Annotated in this window: 12 protein-coding genes; all 12 read left to right on the top strand. The window is 50.1% G+C overall.

What is annotated here, in order from left to right; genetic code table 11:
• Positions 1–8: 8 nt before the first annotated feature.
• The 12 genes from AC1EK1_RS02375 to AC1EK1_RS02320 all read left to right on the top strand — a co-directional run bounded on the left by AC1EK1_RS02375 (position 9) and on the right by AC1EK1_RS02320 (position 20,944).
• On the top strand, positions 9–3,134 hold the full coding sequence (locus AC1EK1_RS02375; protein ID WP_480305474.1) for a SusC/RagA family TonB-linked outer membrane protein: 3,126 nt from the start codon (positions 9–11) through the stop codon (positions 3,132–3,134).
• A gap of 38 nt (positions 3,135–3,172) precedes the next feature.
• Positions 3,173–4,834 (top strand): RagB/SusD family nutrient uptake outer membrane protein, encoded by a 1,662-nt coding sequence (locus tag AC1EK1_RS02370; protein ID WP_480305473.1) that lies wholly within the window; start codon positions 3,173–3,175, stop codon positions 4,832–4,834.
• Between the two features lie 30 nt (positions 4,835–4,864).
• Positions 4,865–5,620, top strand: coding sequence for an endonuclease/exonuclease/phosphatase family protein (locus tag AC1EK1_RS02365; RefSeq protein ID WP_480305471.1), 756 nt, complete (start codon positions 4,865–4,867; stop codon positions 5,618–5,620).
• Between the two features lie 9 nt (positions 5,621–5,629).
• Positions 5,630–6,439 (top strand): hypothetical protein, encoded by an 810-nt coding sequence (locus AC1EK1_RS02360; protein WP_480305469.1) that lies wholly within the window; start codon positions 5,630–5,632, stop codon positions 6,437–6,439.
• A gap of 67 nt (positions 6,440–6,506) precedes the next feature.
• Positions 6,507–7,481: a PI-PLC domain-containing protein gene (locus tag AC1EK1_RS02355; RefSeq protein WP_480305468.1), complete on the top strand. Its 975-nt coding sequence runs from the start codon at positions 6,507–6,509 to the stop codon at positions 7,479–7,481.
• Complete coding sequence (locus tag AC1EK1_RS02350; protein WP_480309145.1) at positions 7,471–10,428, top strand: GH92 family glycosyl hydrolase; 2,958 nt, start codon at positions 7,471–7,473, stop codon at positions 10,426–10,428. Before AC1EK1_RS02355 ends, AC1EK1_RS02350 begins: the two co-directional genes overlap by 11 nt.
• Positions 10,425–11,582: an alkaline phosphatase gene (locus AC1EK1_RS02345; RefSeq protein WP_480305466.1), complete on the top strand. Its 1,158-nt coding sequence runs from the start codon at positions 10,425–10,427 to the stop codon at positions 11,580–11,582. The genes AC1EK1_RS02350 and AC1EK1_RS02345 overlap by 4 nt, the downstream gene beginning before the upstream one ends.
• A gap of 2 nt (positions 11,583–11,584) precedes the next feature.
• Positions 11,585–13,033 (top strand): PA14 domain-containing metallophosphoesterase, encoded by a 1,449-nt coding sequence (locus AC1EK1_RS02340; protein WP_480305464.1) that lies wholly within the window; start codon positions 11,585–11,587, stop codon positions 13,031–13,033.
• 646 nt (positions 13,034–13,679) lie between these two features.
• On the top strand, positions 13,680–16,901 hold the full coding sequence (locus AC1EK1_RS02335) for a SusC/RagA family TonB-linked outer membrane protein (protein WP_480305463.1): 3,222 nt from the start codon (positions 13,680–13,682) through the stop codon (positions 16,899–16,901).
• A gap of 19 nt (positions 16,902–16,920) precedes the next feature.
• Positions 16,921–18,366: a RagB/SusD family nutrient uptake outer membrane protein gene (locus AC1EK1_RS02330; RefSeq protein ID WP_480305461.1), complete on the top strand. Its 1,446-nt coding sequence runs from the start codon at positions 16,921–16,923 to the stop codon at positions 18,364–18,366.
• Between the two features lie 14 nt (positions 18,367–18,380).
• A complete protein-coding gene (locus tag AC1EK1_RS02325) occupies positions 18,381–19,217 on the top strand; it encodes a hypothetical protein (RefSeq protein ID WP_480305459.1) in 837 nt (278 codons plus the stop codon).
• A gap of 47 nt (positions 19,218–19,264) precedes the next feature.
• Complete coding sequence (locus tag AC1EK1_RS02320; protein WP_480305458.1) at positions 19,265–20,944, top strand: PKD-like family lipoprotein; 1,680 nt, start codon at positions 19,265–19,267, stop codon at positions 20,942–20,944.
• Position 20,945: the final 1 nt, after the last annotated feature.

Genomic DNA, 20,945 nt, shown 5'->3' with positions numbered 1-20,945 from the left:
GCGAAAATATGAAGACACGGTTTAGAACCCTTTTTCTGGCTCTTTTGCTCAATGCCCTTGGTGCAATGCTGGCAATTGCCCAGAACAATGTAAAGGTGAGTGGGACGGTAATAGACACCACCTTGGATGAGCCTTTTATCGGAGTTACTATACAGGCTGTAGGAACAACTCTTGGTACAACATCAGATATGAACGGTCGCTTTAGTATAGCGGTTCCGATTGGCACAGAACTCAAGTTCAGTTTTGTTAGCTACAAGCCAGTATCCTATGTTGTGAAGGGGGCTGACGCAAACCTTCGCATAGAGATGCATGAGGACAGTCAAGCGCTAGAGGAGCTGGTCGTGATTGGATATGGTGCCTCTAGAAAGGAAGACCTCTCTACCTCCATCTCTACAATGAGCATCGGAAAAGAGTTGAAGTCGGGGCCCTCAAATCTTGCATCTGTAATGCAAGGACGTTTGCCGGGAGTGACTATCCAAAATAGTGGTGGTGACCCACTCTCTAGAGCAGAATTGAATATTCGCGGAAAAGGCTCAAGAGGTGGAGATGCTGTCCTCTATGTGGTAGACGGTGTTCCCGGAGCTCCCTTTAATATTGAGGATGTGGAGAATATCACAGTGCTAAAAGATGCCGCCTCGGCTGCTATCTACGGAGCTTCTGTAGGTTCAGGTGGTGTGATCGTTGTGACTACCAAGAAAGGAAAGTCTGGACGGGTCAATGTGCAGTTCAATGGCTCATATAGCTTTAAGAATGCTACCAAGTTGCCCTCTGTGACTACCGCAGGTCAATACACCAAGATTTGGACTCACTTAGCAGAGACTGAGGGTGCAGGGTTGCCTACTGTGGCTAATGTGAAGGCTTATCCATACGGTGCTATTCATCGCACTGATTGGATGAAAGAGATTTTCCGAACAGGCGCGCTACAGCACTATGCCCTCACACTCAACGGTGGTAGTGACAAGCTACAAAGTATTCTTTCGTTTTCTTATGACAAAAATGAGGGCATTCTACTCAATACCTATTCGGAGAGTTTTGGAGGAAGACTCAATGTTGATTATACCATTTTTGATTGGCTTAGTGTTAATCAGAATGTCAATATCAACTATAGCAATGGACAAGGTGGTGTATGGGACCGAGGACATGAGGGGATCCTGATGGATGCAACCTTTTTCCCATCTTCTGCAACGGTTTACGAACTTGATAGAAATGGAAATAAGGTACTTGGAAAAGATGGGCAACCGCTATGGGGAGGTACAGTCCCTCAATACTATGCGAGCCAAGGTGTGTCTGGGTATGGAATGCTGAACAACCCTGTTGCGACACTCATGCGCCAGAGGCAGAATCGTCCAGAGACTAACCTTTTTTCAACTACCGCTCTAACCATCAAACCATTGAGAGGTTTGGATATCATTAGCCGCTTCTCTGTCGGTCAAGATTGGGCCCGCTATGAAAACTTCACACCTGAGGTGAAAGAAGTCGGAAGCCGTGCCCGTCCCAACTCCAGGTCAATATACTCTAGTCTGCATTCCAATTGGCTATGGGAAAATACGATTACGTATGCCACGTTGCTAGCTGACGTGCATCATATCAGTGCTATGGCAGGCTATACCATGGCGTATGATAATTGGCGAAATCACACAGTGGAGAAGCAAAACTACCCCAATGAGGACCCATCCAAGGTTCGCTTTCAGAATGGGACTCAGTTTAGCGAGCCACCGATAGAGGGTATTACGGAGGAGTCTATGATATCTGGATTTGGACGACTTAGCTACTCATACGATGATAGGTACTTTGTTACTGGGTCAATTCGTAACGACTTCTCTTCCAAGTTGGCACCAAGAAACCGATCTGCTATCTTCCCTGCACTCTCAGGGTCATGGAAGATCTCTAGTGAGTCCTTTATGAAGGATGTCAAGGCCATTGATCTCCTAAAGGTCCGTGGAAGCTGGGGACAGGTAGGAAACGTAGCAATGGTTGATCCCTATGCATACAATGTTTCTATGGCTCAGGCCAGGGGATCGGTATTTGGAGCCAATAATGATGTGGTATATGGTTTCTTCCAAAAAGGAATATCCAATACAGATCTCAAATGGGAGACGACTGAGTCTTGGGGCGTTGGTTTGGATGTTGGGTTGTTTGGTAAGGTTTCGCTCTCTGCTGACTACTTCAACAAGACAACAAAGGACCTGATTGAGCGCGTACCTCTTGTCCCAACGATGGGAGTAACCGAGGAGCCCCTGGGTAATGTGGGATCAGTCGTGAATAAGGGATGGGAGTTTAGCCTATCCTACGACGACCGAATCGGATCGGTTAAGTACGGACTTTTCGGTAACCTTAGCCTAATCCACTCAGAGGTGCTTTCTCTTGGAGGACGTGATTATATACAAGATGATGTCACTGTGAATAGTATGCAACCGGTACGTTCGGCAGTAGGTCAACCTTGGCAGTCTTTCTACATCTATGAGGCAAATGGAATCTTTAAGACCAAGGAAGAGGTTGCAGCCTATACTCATACTAATAGTGAGACAGGACAGACTAACCCAATACAACCTAGGGCTTTGCCTGGTGACCTCCGGTTTGTAGACCAAAATGGTGACGGCATAATCAATGACCAAGACCGTAAGTTCTTTGGTTCATATCTACCTACTATCACCTATTCTTTTGGCGGAAATCTGGAGTGGCGAGGATTAGACTTTGCTGTGATGTTCCAAGGAATTGCCGGAAATAAGCTCTATAATGCTTATAAGCAAATGTCACTTGTGGGTAGAGGTGTGCAAGGTAATCTCAATTCCCTTGCGCTCAAGTCATTCAACTTTGATCCAAACTCAGGTGTACCTCGCCTAGGTGTTGCGAAGGATGACAATGGAAATTACAGCATCGCTAACAGCTATTTTCTAGAGGATGGCGATTATCTACGTCTCAAGAGCTTGACCTTGGGCTATAGCATGCCTAAGAAGGTTATGGAGTCAATCAAGCTACCCAACTCAGGGCTTCGTGTTTATGTGAATGGTGAGAACCTCTTTACCTTTACGAAATACTCCGGAGTTGATCCTGAGGTAGGTTACTTTGGTATTGATGCAGGTCGTTATCCTTTGGCACGTACCTTTACTGTTGGGCTAAACTTGAACTTCTAAAGGCTCTATTCTGAAAAACAAAAAGAGAAACCAATGATATGAAAATAATAATGAGAAAGGTGACGTTAGTTGCCATGTCGTTGATGCTATTTGCAGGAGTGTTTTCATCGTGTTCAAATAGTGACTTTCTGAACCTCAAGCCGTATACAGAGGGTGATACCAACAATGACTACTACAAGGACAAATCTAACCTTCGTGCTTCTGTAGATGCGCTCAACAGATTTACCTCAGAGGAGTCTATAACCGGTCGTGGTTATATGTGGTTAGAGAATGCCAGCGATAATATGACAACGGGACGTGATCAGGCGCAAGCAACTCAGATCAAAAACTTCACGATGGGTGCGTCTAATGGACGCGACTGGAATGAAAACTGGGAGATCATGTATCAGATCATAGCTTCGGCCAATGAATTGATCAAGGCCACATCCGACCTGAAACTGACAGGAGAAGACCGCGACTTTGTGCTTGGAAACGCATATTTTTACCGGGGACTTTCTTACCTTTGGCTTGCTCCTTGGCACGGAGATGACGGCCCCAATGGCGGAATCCCTATTATCACGGAAAAAACACCGGTAAGGGACATGGATATGTCGCGTCCAAAAAGTGTTTTGGCGAACTACGATCAAATCATATCGGATATGGATGCTGCGGCCGAACACTTGCCCCTTTTGTCCCAACAAAATGAGAGCGACTATGGCCGTCCGTGGAAAGCTGCAGCATGGGGGCTAGCGGCAAGAGCCGCTCTGTATGCTGCTCAGTTTGATCAGTCTTATTACGAAAAAGTAATTGTTTACTGCGATAAGATTATGGGCCTGTCAGGGGCTGACAAACGAGCACTTTATCCTGATATTACGAAACTGTTCACTGCTCCCAACAACTTTTCCAGCGAATATATCTTCTCCTTTCTTGGCTCTGCTAAAGTTGCTGCAGGTCCCAAATTTCACGGAATGAGTGGACAAAACGGTGGCTGGGGAAGATTCAACACATGGGGTTATTTTGCACCTACTGTGGAGCTATATGAGTCTTTTGAAAATGGAGACCTACGCCGTGCAAATACCATTGGAATACCTGGAGATGATCTTACTTTCCTAGACCTGAATGTAAGAATTGGAGAGCCAGATACCAAAGACCCAAAGAAGGAAAAATATGAGTTAAGTGCTGACACGAAGATGTTATTCGTAAAATGGCTGAGTCCCTACAGATACAAGCGAAATGCAGGGGTAGAGTACTTCCCGAACGGCAACTTCATGTGTACCACACTTGGTCAGGTTGTAGTGCGCTATGCTGATGTCATGCTTATGAAAGCCGAAGCCCTTATTTGGCTGAGAGGAGAGGGTAATGGAGAGGCAAAAGAGCTCCTAAATGCAATACGCACTAGGGCCGGACTCCCTGCCAACAGCCATGCAACCAAGGCGGATCTCAAACGTGAGCGTCGCAATGAGTTGGCATTTGAGTTCAATACTCCACGCTGGATGGATATTATGCGCTGGGGAGACTTTGATCTATTAAGACAACCCCTACATGGTTTTGACATTGATCATTATTTGAAGACCTATAACAGCCAGACCCAAAAAGGCGAACTGAAGAAGAAGGAAGTATGGGCTGCACGCAATTTTAATCCCGAGAAAAATAAGGTGTTCCCAATACCTCAGGCAGTTATTGATAAGTCCAAAAATCTGAAGCAAAATATCGGTTATTAATCAATAGATAGAACTCAGTTCAATCATTTTATGAAGAAATTACTGTTCTTTTTGACAGTGTTTGTACTAGTAGGTTCGCTTGAGCTTGAGGCTCAAGTGAACCTCACCGTTTGTACATACAACGTGAAATCTTTTGAAATCGAGAACCAAGCACTCTCCCAGGGAAAGCAGTTCCAAATGTCCTTTTTTTTCAAGGCGTTCAAGGATCTGAATGCTGACATTTATGCCATCAACGAGCTTGAGTTGCTCACTAGTCGCATGGGACAACGCAATCTGCTAGGTGAACTTGCGGCTGAGTTTGGAATGTACTCAGCCTTCGGTAAGTCTTATCCCAAGGAAGAGGGACTGTACGGAAATGGTCTAATAAGTCGATACCCTATTTTGAGTGTTCATAGTAAATTGCTCCCGAAGCCGGCAAGTTCTGCTGACCAACGTAGTGTCATGTGGGCGGATATTCTTCATCCGTCCGGACAGGTTTTTCGGGTAGTAGTTACCCACTTGGATCACGTCGGAGGCGAAGAAGAGCAATTGCGTGCTATCGCCAAAGATGAATCTATAACCAAAACTGAACATCCCATTATTTTGATGGGGGATATGAATATGGGAGAAGAAAAAGTGAATAATATTCTCCGTGGTGATTTCAAGTGCATGGCCTTCAACTGGCTTGACTACATAGGTGTTGCAATGAAAAATGGATCCTTTACCGCAAAAGGTAAGCGTGTAGAGTCTTTTGATCGCCTATCTGATCACTCCGCCGTACTTACCCAACTTACTTACTCCAAATAATGAATTGCCATGGATATGAAAAAGCTTCCATTTTTACTCACGACCCTTCTACTTTTGTTTGTGTTTGCCGGATGCAAAGGTGAAAAAGGGGGAAATACACCGACGCCTTCTCCATCCAAGAAACCAAATGACAAGGAGATCCAGTGGAATAAGGATCGCACTCTAGAGTTTGTTGTGGTCTCTAATCATCAAACAAAAGCTCTTTTTGGTACAAAAAAAGATTACGCAGACCTTTCGGAGTGGCTAAGCAATAAGAATAGCTATTCTATGGCAGTGTTGATGAATGCTGATGCTTCTGGAGATGGCGCTGCAATAGCTATGGCGCTCCCTCCGGTTGCCAAACTCTTTCAGTGCTATAACTTTTCAGGGTACCGTGAAGGAGTCCCGACTGGTAATCTTGTCTTAACCAAGGAGTATTTTCGAGACTATGTAAACCTGCCGATTGGCAATAGCTACCTGCTTACTTTCAAGACTGATTTGAATGCCACATCTCCCAAGCAACTAAAATATACTCTAAGTATGGGGGTTGTCACAATATCTGATAACTTGACCCTTTCTGCATTTGAAAAGGAATTGGCCAACCAGGTCTCTGGTACTAAGGAAATTCTACTAATAGGAACAATTGCCAAGGATTTGATGAATGCTTTCCCAAAGATAGATGGCTACGAACTAAAGGAAGTAAGTCCTGTCGTTGGAGGTGACCATGTTACTTTCTTATTTGCAAAGAAGAGCTATCTTCACCGTGAAACAACCAAGCTTTTTGATCGTTCTGGTGTTATTGGCTATTCAGTGAAAGTGGAGGCCGGGGTCTTAAGGTAATCTTTTAGGCTCTTTGCGGGGGAAAATGGTTACTTTTGTTTTAGCAGATAGGTTTATGGATTGTCGCATGGAAATAGGTAGGATCAGGTGGTGTGTGGTGGCGGTGTTTTGGACCATCATGCTCTCCGGCTCTTCATGTGCGGACGTTGAGTCTGAGCCGAAGGGTGGACGAAAGTCGGATGCTTCTCCGCTTCTCGTGGATCTGTTTATTGCCGGGACGCATGATTCCGGTGCGATCAATGGCCTTGCCGGTTGTCAGGATATTACTCTGGAGGAGCAGTTGCGACGAGGTATTCGTGCCTTTGATATCCGCCTGGTTGACCGCTATGATGGGTCCGGAAAAATGGATGTTTACCATGGTGTGGTGCGCTATCCTCTGGAGTTGACGACTAATATATTGCCACTTTTTGTGAGCTTTTTGGAGGCGTATCCGGAGGAGTTTGTGATTGTTTCGCTCCGCAAAGAGGATGATAGCAATGGTACTCCGGAGCATTATGCGTCCTATGAGGCTTCGTTGTTGAGAGCACTGAGTGCTCCGGAGGTGTCCGACCATGTCTACCGGCGACCTTTGACGCTAAAAACGACCAAGCGTGACTTGGCTGGAAAGATTGTGATCTTTAGTCGCAATAAGTTTTCGGAGGGTGTTCCGCTTCCTCAGTATGACTCTTTTGGACACAACAAGACAGCTCGAGCCTCGCTTGTATGGCCCGGCAGGGGCTGGGCACCGTTCCCTCTATTGGTGGAGGATGCCTATGTAGTCAAGGATATCATCCATAAGAGTGACAAGAAGCGTGCGGTTCGGGAGGCGCTAGAGCTGGCAACCGAGCAGGATCGCGATGAGCTGAATATCTTTTTCATCAGCGGGTCGGCCCCGGCCACCCCCCTTGGTGTGGCCAAGGTGATGAATCCATATACTCTGGACTTGCTGAAAGGGATGGAGACGCCACCTCCGGGTATCTATTTCGTGGACTTTGCAGGGCGAAAAGAGACGAAAGAACTGATTGATTATCTACACGAACTGAATAATAGGAATGGTAAGTAAGAAACATTTGTGGTCTTTGCTTGCGGGTATAGGGTTGCTCTGTATGGGGCAGTCTTGCTCGTCCAAGTCGGGACAAAAGGAGCTTGTTCCGGTCAACCCCGATCTGTATGAGCAGGTAGATCCATTTATAGGGACTGACTTTCACGGTCATACCTTTCCGGGTGCTGCGTCACCCAATGGTTTGGTCCAGCTCAGTCCTGATACGCGTTGGGAGGGGTGGGATGCTTGCTCGGGGTATCACTATTCGGATGAGTCGCTGTATGGCTTTGCGCATACGCACCTCAGTGGTACGGGCGCCACGGATCTGAGTGATGTCCTCTTTATACCGACCAACGACCCGCAATTGTTTAGAGACAGTATTAGCCGGCGACACTTGCCGAAGACCGGATTTTCGCACAAAAATGAAGTCGCTCATGCGGGCTACTACAGTGTGAAGATGGACAATGGCATCTTGGTGGAGCTGACGACGACCCCCTTGGTCGGGGTGCATCGGTATACGTACCCTGCCGGTCAGCCTCAAGCGGTGGTCCTCGACTTGGTGAGCCTCAAGCCTCGGGATATGGTGGCGACTGCCTTTGAGCAGGTGAATACCTATGATGTGCAGGGACTACAAGCTACGGATGGCTGGACGACCGGCAAAAAAACTTATTTCTATGCCCGTTTTAGCAAGCCGATCAAGGAGCTTGAGGTATACGAAAATGGGCTTCTGACTGCGACACCCTCATCGGTCGGAGATTCAATCCGTGCGATCCTTAGTTTTGATGCAGAGGAGATCGCACCACTGGAGGCGTATGTAGGACTGTCGACGACCTCCTACGAGGCGGCTAGGGCAAATCTGGAGAGTCAGCTACAGGGTCGGAACTTTGGGGAGGTACAAGTGGCCAATGAGCAGTCGTGGCAGGAGGTGCTGAGCAAGATAGAGGTACCCATGGGCGCAGAGCAGGATCTAAAGGTCTTTTACACCGCTCTCTACCACTCCTATATAGCTCCCAATCGGATCAGCGATCAGGCCGGCACCTATCTTGGTAACGATGGGCGGGTGCATAGCCTACCTGAGGGGCAGATTCAGTACAGTACTCTCTCGCTGTGGGACACCTACCGTACCTTGCATCCGTTGTTGACACTCCTCGATCACAAGCTGGTGGATGATGTGGTATGGTCGATGCTCAGGATGTATGATGAGCAGGGGGAGCTACCGATCTGGCCACTGATGAGTGGGGAGACCCACTGTATGATAGGGTACCATGCGGTCTCCGTGATCGCTGATGCCTACTTGAGGGGGATCGGGACTTTTGATGCGGAGCGGGCATTGCAGGCTATGGTTCACTCCTCCAATATCAATAAGAAAGGCTCCGACTACTATGTGGAGTATGGCTATATCCCGGCTGATCGGAAAAATGAATCGGTCTCTTGTACCCTAGAGTACTCATATGATGATTGGACCATAGCGATGATGGCCAAGGCTATGGGCAAAGAGGACATTGCGGCTATGTATCTGGACAGAGCCCTCAACTACGTCAACCTCTACGATGGGAGTACGGGCTATTTCAGAGGACGAAACTTTGATGGCTCTTGGGAGGCAAATTTTGATCCCTATGCCGTGAGTCGAAATTACACCGAGGCTACGGCTTGGCACTACCGCTATGCACCACAGCACGATGTAAATGGGCTGATCCGTATGCATGGTGGGCGTGAGGCTTTTTTTGCATCGCTTGATGCCCTCTTTGGCGATGAGCGCAAGCATGTGGGTGATCTGCAGGATATCACAGGCCTCTTGGGACAGTATGCCCACGGCAACGAACCGAGCCACCATGTCGCCTATCTCTACACCTATGCCGGTGAGCCGTGGAAAACACAGGAGCTCACTCGGCGTCTGCTGGACGAAATGTACTCGGACAAGCCGGATGGAATAGTCGGCAACGAAGATTGTGGACAAATGTCGGCTTGGTACATCATGACGGCGATGGGATTTTATCCCGTCACTCCGGGGTCAGGGGAGTATGTCCTGACGACACCCCTCTTCCCCGAGGTGCGACTGCATACGGCAGGAGGAGCAGAGCTTGTGATCAAGGCCAACGATCCCGACAAAAACCATTATATCAAGTCTGTTTCGCTCAATGGCAAGTTGCTGGATCGCCTTTTTGTCACCTATGATGAGGTGATGTCCGGTGGCGAACTGACGTTTGAGCTGACCGACAAGCCGGTGAAAGACTACACCATAGGCTCTGACCCCTACTCACTCACCACGGAGAATGTCGCCTCGCCTGTGTTTACCACAGCGGATTTGGCCCTTTACGACGGTGAGGTGACGGTGGATCTCGCCAGCGCCACTCCGGGGAGTACGATCTACTATACTCTGGATGGGACCACTCCCACACGGGAGTCGATGCGCTACGAAGCCCCCTTTGTGCTGACCGACAATTGTACGATCAAGGCTTTTGCCATCGCTGATGGTGCTCCATCTCGTATCAGTACGCTCTTGGCCACCAAGGCTGTACCCATGCCCGCTCTCCTTCCGACCAACTTCAAGGAGGGGGTTGCGTACCGACTCTACCACGGCCGATTTGCCTCTGTGGATGAGATCGCAAAGGGCCAGCTGATCCTACGAGGGATCAACCGTATGGTTACGAATGAAATCCGTGACCGTGACGAGGATTATGGGTTGATCTTTGATGGATACATAGAGGTCCCGGAGGACGGTGTGTATGAGTTTGTCCTCCGTAGTGACGATGGGTCTGTCCTCCGGGTTGGAGATACGGATGTCGTGCTCAACGATGGCTCGCATGCCTATGTGTCGGCTACCGGAAAGATCGCACTCGCCAAGGGTTTCCACCCCCTGCAGGTCCTATATTGGCAAGGTAGTGAGGGTCAAGGCTTGGATGCTGCCATGCGCAAGCGAGGAGAGAAGGAATATCAACCGCTAAAGCTATACTTTACCCAAAAATGAAGAACTATCTACTTCTAGTCCTAGTCCTACTTGCGGGCTGCAAACCGTGGTGTGGACAGACACAAACCGATGAAAACTCTGATAGCAAAACCCAGTCGGTGCAGCTACCGGAGACCTACCAGACCGTGACCGTTGCCCCTATACCCGACGATGCTCGGGTACGCAACGTAGTCCTGATGATCGGAGACGGCATGAGTTTGTCTCATATCGCCAATCTCTGGACGGCCAACAAGGGACGTGTAAATCTAGAGAATGCCCAGGCCATTGGACTCTCCAAGACGACCACGGCAGACACCCTGATCACCGACTCCGGGGCAGCCGGCACCGCAATGGCTTGTGGTGTGAAAGTCAACTACCACGCCATCGGTATTGATCCTGCCGGTAACGAATTGACCACATTGGTCGATCGTGCACATGCTGCCGGACTGGGTACCGGTGTCGTGGTCACTTGTCGGCTATGGGATGCGACACCTGCAGCCTTTTTGGCACACAATCTCTCGCGAGACGAGGAGGAGGACCTGATCGGCGACTTCCCGACCAGCAACTGTGATGTCATCATCGGGGGTGGGGCATCTCGTTTCCAAAACCGCACCGATGGCAGAGATATCATTACCGAGATGGAGCAGGTGGGCTATCAGGTCAGCCGTTCCCTCGGTGATGCCACTCAGCATGCCGACTCGCCTAGGCAGCTGGTCCTCGTGGCCGAAAAAGACACTCCTCTGCCACAGGAGCGAGGTGATTACTTGCGCGATGCCTCGATCTATACACTGGACAAGCTCAAGGCCAAGAATCCCAATGGCTTCTTTGTCATGATAGAGGGGTCCCAGTTGGATGACTATGGACACTTCAATGACCTAGACTTGCTGATGCAGGAGACGGCCGACTTTGATCGGACCATAGGTGCTGTCATGCAGTGGGCCGAGCAAGACGGTGAGACCCTCGTGGTCGTCACCGCTGACCACGAGACCGGTGGCCTGACCCTCCTCGGGGGGAGTATCCATACCGGGACCACAGTGGGGCACTTTGCCACCGGTGGACACAGTGGTGTCCTTGTGCCCGTGTATGCTTACGGTGCAGGAGCTCGCGACTTCACCGGTATTTACGAAAACACAGAGATCTTTCACAAAATCTGTCATGCACTTAGCCTGAAGTAATCATGAGACGAATCACCACCCTACTACTCCTGCTCTCCCTCTGTATGGCCGGCTATGCCCAAAAAGCGCAACACTTCCGGCCGGATGGGACCTACCTGATCGCCCACTTCTCGGATACGCACATAGATGCCAAGGACCCCGAGACCACCAAGCGCACCCATGAGACCATACGTGGTGTCCTCACGGCGAACCGACCGGACCTTGCTGTCTTCAATGGCGACATCGTCACGGCGGCACCTGCCGAAGGTGCTTGGAGAGACCTCATTCACCTCATGGAGGAGTGTCGTACCCCCTTTGTGGTTACCAGTGGCAACCATGATCCGGAGTTCATGACCCGAGAGGCGATATACGATCTGCTAGAGGCCTCTCCCTACTATGTGGGGGATAGGGGGCCGGCGGAGCTGACCGGTATGGGCAACTGCATAGTCCCCGTTTATGGACAGGACGAGCGGGCCAAAGCCCTCCTCTACTTCTTGGACTCCAACGACTACTTTGAGGACCAGTTTGTCCAGCACTACGATTGGATTCACTTCGACCAGATCTCTTGGTACAGAGAGCAGAGTGACCTACTGACTGCTCAAAATGGGGGTAAGCCACTTCCGGCACTGATGTTCTTTCATATCCCGTTGCCCGAGTTTGGACGACTCAAAGGGGCCCCCAAGACTTTTGGCGAGCCACGAGAGTGGGTCTCTTCAGCCTTCTACAGCACCGGGCTTTTTGCCTCCGTCCTTGAAAAAAAGGATGTGATGGGGATCTTTGCCGGACATGACCACAGCAACGACATGATCGGGATCGACTCCGGGGTGGCACTTGGCTACGGACGTGTGAGTGGCTGGGGTGCCTATGGCCAACCCGAGCGCGGTGCACGCATGATCAAGCTCTACGAGGGTGAGCGTCGCTTCGACAGCTGGGTCACCACTCCGACAGGTGGTCCGGAGGGTATCTACTACTACCCCTCCGGAATCAATTCGATCGAGGAGACTAGGGCCACCTATCTTCCGGCACTGGAGGTACAGCCCACGGAGCATGGGGTCGCCTATACCTACTACGAGGGGCCATTCAAGCACACGTCGCAGATTACAGAGGACCTGGCGGTGGCGTCCGGCATTATGCCCAACTTCGCTATAGACAAGTACGACACCAAGGATCACTTTGCCTACAAGTACCGTACCTATATCCGCATCCCCGAGCGTGGCATATACCGATTCTACACCTATTCGGACGATGGATCCGTCCTCTATCTCGATGGACAAAAACTGGTCGATAATGATGGAGGACACAGCTCCCAGATGAAAGAGGGAGTCGTGGCACTTGAGCCGGGATTTCACCTCATGGAGGTGCACTATTTTGAGGACTATATGGGCAACGAACTTGAGGTCGGACTCGTTAGTCGCACTATGCTCAGTCAGCCTATCCCCTCAGAGATGCTCTACCTCCCGGAGAAAAAATGAGAATGTGGTACGGATGATGATCCAAAGCAACGAGGCAGATCATCCATCCTTTTAATCCTTTGGCGACCCCTCTTGGGGTCGCCTTTTTTGTTTCGGGTCCGGTGTATTCGAGGTCATCTGGGCTGCCCTCTGGATCCTTTCATGTGAGCAGTCTCCTTTTGTGGGGGGCTGTCGTCCTGATTGGTTCACCCTGTTTCCTGCGCCCGGGAACCCCTTGGAGAAGGGGGTGAAAAACAAGCGTTTTTGGGCCCCTAAAAAAGCCCCTTTCGGAGTTTTTTGATAGTCAGGTACTTATGAGGGGCCTTGAGTTTCACGGACAGAAGCGATCGGTTTCACGGATAGAAGCAAAACTTTTCACGGATAGAGGCGATCGCTTGGACGGGTAGAAGAAATAAATTGGTTCCACAACGGCGCCTTGTCGGGAAATATCGGAGGGTCTCCCCCCTGTGTGAAAAAAAATGGGCGAGAAATTAATAAAAGGAATTGTTTTGTAAGAGATTTTTTGTAACTTGCAGGACATGGGGGAGGAGGTGTTAGTCGGAGTCGGGATATTCTATTTTGCTGGTTATTAGTTAATTGTTCTTTTGGTACGCTTGTGCCAATGGTGCATTTTGCCTTGATCATACTCTCGTAATAAACATAAATTATGAACACTATGGTAGAAAAAAATCAATGCATCAAAAAGTCATGTAGACCACTACCTTTTGTCGTCTGTATGCTTCTTATGCTGTGTCTCCCTCTGGGGAGCGCCGCCACGCCTACCACCACTCCGCTGGGCGAGTACCAAAAGCCATCGCCTGCTCGGTTGGTGATTAGCGGAAAAGTCCTAGACAAGGATGGTGAGCCTATACCGGGCGTGACTATTCGAGTCAAAAACACAAACTTGGGCTTCACTACGAATGAAAAAGGGGAGTTTTACTACAAAGCTCCGGATACGGTCAAGGATGGGGCCGTGTTGATTTTTTCCTATATCGGCTTCAAGACAAAGGAGCAAAAAGTGGTGGCCAACACGGTGATGAAGGTCGTATTGGCCGAAGACGTGGACGTACTGTCGGAGGTGGTCGTGACCGGTATGTTTCAGCGTCGCAAGGAGGGCTTTACGGGAAGTGTCAATCAGATCAAAGGAGATGAGATCACCAAGATGACCTCGGGCAATGTCCTGAAAGCCCTGGAACTATTGGACCCGGGCTTTAGGATCGGGTCGGATCGCCTTACGGTGGGATCCAACCCCAGTGGTCTGCCGGACTTCAATATGCGCGGTCAGGCCAGCATGGGGGATTACTCATTGGATGACAAGGTATATCTGCGTGGCGACCTAGATACTAGGCCCAACCAACCACTCTTTGTCCTGGATGGGATCATAGGGGTGTCGGTGACCAAGGTGATGGACCTCAACCCCGAGCTGATAGAGAGTATCACGATCCTAAAAGATGCTGCGGCAATGGTGATCTATGGAGCGCAGGCCTCCAACGGTGTGGTGGTCGTCGAGACCAAGGCACCGGAGACAGGCAAGGTCCGGATCACGTACAATGGCAACTACACTCTGGAGGTGCCGGACTTGAGAGACTATCACCTAGTCAACGCTCGTGAAAAGCTGGAGCTGGAAAAGCGCGCCGGCCTCTACGACCCCGAGTATACACCACAGACCACGATGGCCCAACTCGAGCACTACAAGCACAAGCAACTGGAGGTGCTGCGGGGTGTCGATACCTACTGGCTGTCGGAGCCGGTACAGATGGCCTTTACCCACCGCCATGGACTGAGTGTGGAGGGGGGATCCCAAGAGCTGCGATACAAGATCTACGCCGGCATCAATACCGCACCCGGTGTGATGAAGGGTACCGGAGTGTACGGCAAGAGCGGAAGCATCGACCTAAGATACCGCCAAGGCAAAATACTGCTCAGCAATATCCTATATGCCGACCAGACCGTGAGTGATCGTACCTCACCGTATGGCTCCTTTGAGCAGTACACAATGATCAACCCCTACTACCGCAAGCGCAATGCGGACGGGACTATACCTCGCTATCTGGAGCGGGTGTCCAAGGTCTATGACATCGGTAGCGCCAGTGGGTATCCGGTAGGGCTGGACTATGGTAACCCTCTCTACAACACACTCTACAAGAGCAAGGACCAGAATACCTCCTTTGAGGTGCGCGATGCCCTCCGTCTAGAGTATATCCCGATCGATGAGGTGCGCCTCTCGATGGATGTCAACCTGAGCAAGGCCAATGCCTCTACCGATATATTCAAGTCCGCCAACCACACCGACTTCCTCAACGAGCCGGATGTCTCCAAAAAAGGATCTTACCTGTGGACGAACATGAATAGAACAGGCTATGACCTGAGCCTCACGGCATCGTACAATGATATCTTCAACGACAAGCACTTTCTCTCAACATTTGCGCGCTACAATGTGCGGGAAGATGTGTACCATACAGCCGGACTCTACCAGACGGGATTCCCGAATGACAACATGGACGAGATCTACTTGGGTGCCGTACCTCGTAGCTCTCATGGTGACGAGCGCACCGTGCGAGCCATAGGAGCCAACCTCACCGGTAGCTACACCTATGATATGAAGTATGCCACGGACGTCAATGTGCGTATGGATGCCTCATCGGAGTTTGGACGCAACAATCGTTTTGCACCCTTTTGGTCCGCCGGCCTCCGTTGGAACCTCGACCGAGAAGAGTGGATACAGAAGGCAAAGGTGTTTGATGAGCTTGTCCTGAGGGTCACGTACGGTGTCACAGGTACGCAGGGCTTTTCTCCATACCAGGCTCTCCGGATGTACAGCTACCAACGTCTCATGCGCATCTACGACAGCTCGGATGTGGTGGGAACCGAGATGATCGGTCTCGGCAATCCAGACCTGAAGTGGCAGACCACAGATGCATTCAACGTAGGGCTGGACTTTACCCTATGGAAAAACCTCTTGAGCGGACGTGCGGAGTACTACAGAAAGTTTACGAAAAACACGATCCTCGACTTTTCGCTCCCACCCTCAATGGGCTTCCCGACCGTAATGGACAACCTCGGAAATATCTCCAATACAGGGTACGAATTTACGGTACGCTTGATGCCGGTCAATATCCCATCCAAGCGAATCAATTGGAACATCGTGCTGACCGGAAGCCACAACAAAAACCGGATTGAGCAGATATCCAATGCCCTCAAAGTCCGAAACGAAGCCATGCTCAAGCCCGACCCCAGCAACCCCAATAAGCTCTCTCGACCGATGCCGAGGTACGAGGAGGGGTACTCACAGTCAATGATTTGGGCCGTGAAGTCGCTCGGAATCGATCCACAGACGGGTAGGGAGGTGTTTTTGACCCGAAGTGGCCAACGAACAGCTACTTGGAATCCCGTGGATATGATACCGGTAGGCGACCAAGAGCCCAAGCTGGTAGGTACGCTCAGCACCAACCTCAACTGGGGTCCTCTCACACTCACTTTGGCGGCAAGGTATCGACTCGGTGGCTTGATATACAACCGCACCCTTGTGGACAAGGTGGAAAACGCAAACCTGAGGTACAATGTAGACAAGAGAGCCTACACAGACCGATGGGAAAAGCCGGGTGACTTGGCGAGATTCAAGGCAGTGACCAAGGATGTCAACGGAGCACAGACCTATGCATCCACTCGATTTATAATGAAGGATAACGAACTCATGCTGAATACCCTCTCTCTGCAGTACAGACTCGAGGGCAGTCGCAACAAATGGTTGCAAAAGCTACACCTATCCAGCGGGTCAATAGGACTCTATGTGGAGGACCTATTCAGACTATCCACTGTCCAAGTGGAGCGAGGAATTACGTACCCGATGTCCAGACAGGCTTCGTGCTCTATCAACCTGACATTCTAAGAAAAATAGTGGTAGAATCATGACTAAAAAGATCTATATACTGACTCTAGTGGGCTTGCTCACCATGATAGGATGTACCAATTGGCTGGATGTGAAACCAAAGGTCAATGTGGAGGATCATGAGGTGTTCAAGAACGAACAGGGCTTCAAGGAGGCGCTGACCGGGCTCTACATCAAGATGACAGAGCCTACACTGTACGGAAAGGAGCTGACCTACGGCTTCATAGATATATTGGCACAACGCTATGTGCCGGGCGAAAAAGTCCCGGACTATGGACACCCGTCCTATTATCAGTTTGAGGTCAACTCCGAGAATACTTTGACCTATACCAACTATTTCTGGGAGAATACCTACAATATCCTGACCAATCTCAACAACCTTCTCTGGAATATTGAACATCGAGGAGATCTGATAACAACCAAAGGGTATCGGGACTTGATCAAAGGCGAGGCCCTGGGTCTGAGAGGATTCCTCTACTTGGATCTCCTAAGGATGTTTGGGCCGATCTATAAGGATAACCCCGACTCTCCCTGCTTGCCCTACCGTGTGGAGGCCAATCGAAAAGACAAAAAACTGCTTCCGGCAAAGGAGGTGGGTGAGCTGATCATACGCGATCTCAAAGAAGCCGAAGAACTCCTCAAGGATGACCAACTCAATATCATCTATGAGTCGGGTGTGCAGGGCGAAATAGAAGACCACTTCCTCCGCAGAAGATCCAAGCGGATGAACCTAATGGCCGTGAAGGCAACCATGGCACGTGCGTACCTCTGGATCGGAGAGCCGGACAAGGCCAAGGAAAAAGCGCTCGAGGTGATCAATGCCAAGCATAGCGATGGTACGCCGGTCTTTAGTCTCGTCACCGACAACTCCGGAGATCGGTTGCTCTCCTCAGAGTTGGTATTTGCCCTCAGTATGGACCAAAACACATTTCCGAATCGGATCGCATCGGATTTTTTGTTGACCCAATGGACTTGGTATGCAGCAGGGCCCCGTGAGAGACTCTATGAGATCTTTGACGTTGAGACCGATGGAGCCAATGATATCCGGCTAAGTGACCGCGGTGGCTTTACGGTCACAGCTACCAATACAATCTCCAAGAAGTTCGAGCAACGCAACAGCCGTGAGTCGCTCAACAACACAATCCCCCTCATTCGTCTGGCTGAAATGTACTACATTGTGGCTGAGGCTGAGCAAAATATGGCGGTGAGTACAAAGTACATCAATGCCATAAGGAAAGCAAGGGGTCTGACCTCGCTCGCCCCCTTTGCCTCCCAAATGGAGAAACAGAAAAACATAGAGAAGGAGTACCGAAAAGAGATGTACGCCGAGGGTCAGCTCTGGTATTTTTACAAGCGTCTGGGGTACGAGACGTTTCAGTTTGCACCCGTGAAGAAGATGACGGAGAAGCAGTACCGCTTCTCGCTTCCGGATAATGAGATAATCTATGGCGGTTTTGAAAAATGAAGTGGAGTCTGATCATGAAAAATGTATATAAGCTACTGTTTGTTTGCCTTTTGGTAGCCGCACTATCGGGCTGTCAGCATGAGCAAGTCCCTGTCTTTACTGCCCAAGCGGGTGTCAATTTTAGGGAACAAAATGGTGAAGGATGGTCCGATGGCGTGAACTTTCTGGGGCGCATCATTGATCTCTTTCCCAACTATAGAGAGCAACACACGATGGATATTACGTACAGTGACCTACAGCTATCTCTTTTGATAGAGGGTAATGTACAGGACAAGCCCCTGAAGGTCAAGCTGAAGTTGTTGCCTGTCGAGGGTTTTGAAATGCCCGAGGTTGTACTGCCCGACGAGGTCATCATCCCTGCCGGTAAGGCATCGGTTGTCTTTCCGGTGAAGATACAACGCCCCGCCAAGCTAGAGGTAAGGTATTGTGCCAAAGTCGCTATCGACTACGCCCATAGTGATGTGCTGGCCGGTACTCAGGAGCGACAGACCTACCTTGTCGGAATACAGGATATAGCCGCCTTGCCGGAGGAGTATGACGGAAATATGACCTGGGATGAATTTGTACAGATCTTTGAGTCTAAACTCGGAAAGTTTGGCCCCATGAAACTCCGTCTGCTATCTTCGCGTGAAGATGACAATGATATTTTTTATCATACCTTTGCGACCAAGGTGGGCTATGACGGCATGGGATTCGGTATCGGACTTGGGGAAAATCTCCCCGATTTTATCAAGGCACTGGAGCAGTACAATGCCGCACACCCAGGTGCCCCACTCACCGAGGCGGATGGCACTGTTGTCACCTTTCCCGAGCCGGTAGTCAGTCCCGATGATGACGAGTCAGAGGAGTAGTATATACCGGATAGTAACCATTCATTGATTTATTAGATCACTGCGAAATGAGAAATACTATATTTACGATACGTCGTTCATTGTCGATCTTGGCACTGTCGCTGATCTTTGGCTCCTGCTATCGTGATCTTGGCAATAGTGTCTATGACGAGAGCATCGAGGATATTCAGGTCAAGTTGGCCAAGGAGTTTAGGACGCGCAAACCCTTCTCCCCCACTGCGTATCAGATAACACCCCAGGTGACCACTGCCTCCGGAAAGCAACATGAGCTCGAGTACGAGTGGTACATCAAGCCTAATGCTCCAGCACGTGGTACAGACAAGGGAAAACTGGTAGGCACAGAGCCTGTGTTGTCGCTCAAACTGGACCCCACGGACAAGGACAACCCTCTCCCAGATGTCTACTATATCCGCCTATATGTCAAGGACAAAACCAATGGTACACTGACGCTGAGAAACACTGAGCTACACTTGAGTAATCCTTTTTCGTATGCTTGGGTGGTGCTGCATGCACAGGATGGGCACTCCGAGCTGGGTACAGTAGAGTACGATGAAGGACACATCATGAATACCCCCAAAGCGTACTCCGAGGAGACCGGAAAGGTGCTTCTAGGGGAGCCTATGACGCTAGGTGTCCGTCAGGACTCTTATACGGAGGGGGGATTCCGCAAGCACTACCAGAGCCAGCTGTATGTTGTTACGACAGACCTAAGTGCCTCAGGGCTTTTCCTTCCGACAGAGGGGTTCAAGCAATTGGCTCCTTGGAAGGGGTTGATCAGCAATGCCCAGATCGCTGACTTTGATCCAACGGATGTCCATTTTGGCTTTGGCAACTACGGTGTGTTTGTCGCATCAAAAGGCAATGTGTTTACCAACACTGCATTTGGAGCCGCACTGTACAAGCTCACACCGGATGCCAATGATCTCCCCGGAGCGGTCTACACAGCCGGACTGGCGATCAGTGGTCAGTCAGGTGCAGGATTTGATAGCGCATCCCGACGTTTTGTGCTGCTGAATGCAGCTCCATATGGTGGGTGGCAAGACATGAAAGCCGCTGACGTACCTCCGACAAATCTGCCTATATCCAAAATACGTACCGACGAAGACAATCTCGTCGAACCCGACAACATCCCTGCCGGGTATCGGTTGGTTGCTATGTTGGATGGGTACAAGTACATGGCCGAGGGACGGATGGCCTGGGCGGCATATACTCTCTATGCCTACATGATAGATGGAGAGCAGGCGCATGTCTACACCATGAGGGGCAGAGAATGCAATGTCTCCAAGGGTAGAGACAAGGAGGCACCGATGGGCCAAGTCTTTACATTCCCCAAGCCTGCAAATATCCATGAAAACACCTTGATGACTACCGGGCCGAAGTACGCTTATGTGCTCTTTTATGCCGATGGCAATACTGTCTACCGTCACGATCTGGCCACAGGCAAGTCCACTGCCATCTATACACACGACACACCTGGAGCTACTGTCACGGCACTTCGTATGGCAGTTCAGGGGTTCCAGATGTTTGATGAGGGAGAGGCCGAGCAGAGATACGGACATCCCTTTGGCCAGACTCTTGCGGTTGGATATACCGTGGGGAGTGATGCCGGTGAGGTGGTAGTCTTGCAGCTCGACAACACCGGTGAAATCACCACCGATGAGACCAAGTATCCCTCCATCCAAGTTCACAAGGGCTATGGGCCGATCAAGTCAATAGGCTTTATTTGAT

The organism is Porphyromonas sp. C0026D3 (assembly GCF_056590775.1).
The sequence above is the reverse complement of the archived record's forward strand: the minus strand, read 5'-3'. Positions and strand labels throughout refer to the sequence as shown.

Bases quoted from the DNA above. Each gene is read 5' to 3' on its own strand.
- AC1EK1_RS02320 (WP_480305458.1), top strand. From the start codon at position 19,265: ATGAGAAATACTATATTTACGATACGTCGTTCATTGTCGATCTTGGCA.
- AC1EK1_RS02340 (WP_480305464.1), top strand. From the start codon at position 11,585: ATGAGACGAATCACCACCCTACTACTCCTGCTCTCCCTCTGTATGGCC.
- AC1EK1_RS02335 (WP_480305463.1), top strand. From the start codon at position 13,680: ATGAACACTATGGTAGAAAAAAATCAATGCATCAAAAAGTCATGTAGA.
- AC1EK1_RS02370 (WP_480305473.1), top strand. From the start codon at position 3,173: ATGAAAATAATAATGAGAAAGGTGACGTTAGTTGCCATGTCGTTGATG.
- AC1EK1_RS02330 (WP_480305461.1), top strand. From the start codon at position 16,921: ATGACTAAAAAGATCTATATACTGACTCTAGTGGGCTTGCTCACCATG.
- AC1EK1_RS02375 (WP_480305474.1), top strand. From the start codon at position 9: ATGAAGACACGGTTTAGAACCCTTTTTCTGGCTCTTTTGCTCAATGCC.
- AC1EK1_RS02360 (WP_480305469.1), top strand. From the start codon at position 5,630: ATGGATATGAAAAAGCTTCCATTTTTACTCACGACCCTTCTACTTTTG.
- AC1EK1_RS02365 (WP_480305471.1), top strand. From the start codon at position 4,865: ATGAAGAAATTACTGTTCTTTTTGACAGTGTTTGTACTAGTAGGTTCG.
- AC1EK1_RS02355 (WP_480305468.1), top strand. From the start codon at position 6,507: ATGGAAATAGGTAGGATCAGGTGGTGTGTGGTGGCGGTGTTTTGGACC.
- AC1EK1_RS02325 (WP_480305459.1), top strand. From the start codon at position 18,381: ATGAAAAATGTATATAAGCTACTGTTTGTTTGCCTTTTGGTAGCCGCA.
- AC1EK1_RS02345 (WP_480305466.1), top strand. From the start codon at position 10,425: ATGAAGAACTATCTACTTCTAGTCCTAGTCCTACTTGCGGGCTGCAAA.
- AC1EK1_RS02350 (WP_480309145.1), top strand. From the start codon at position 7,471: ATGGTAAGTAAGAAACATTTGTGGTCTTTGCTTGCGGGTATAGGGTTG.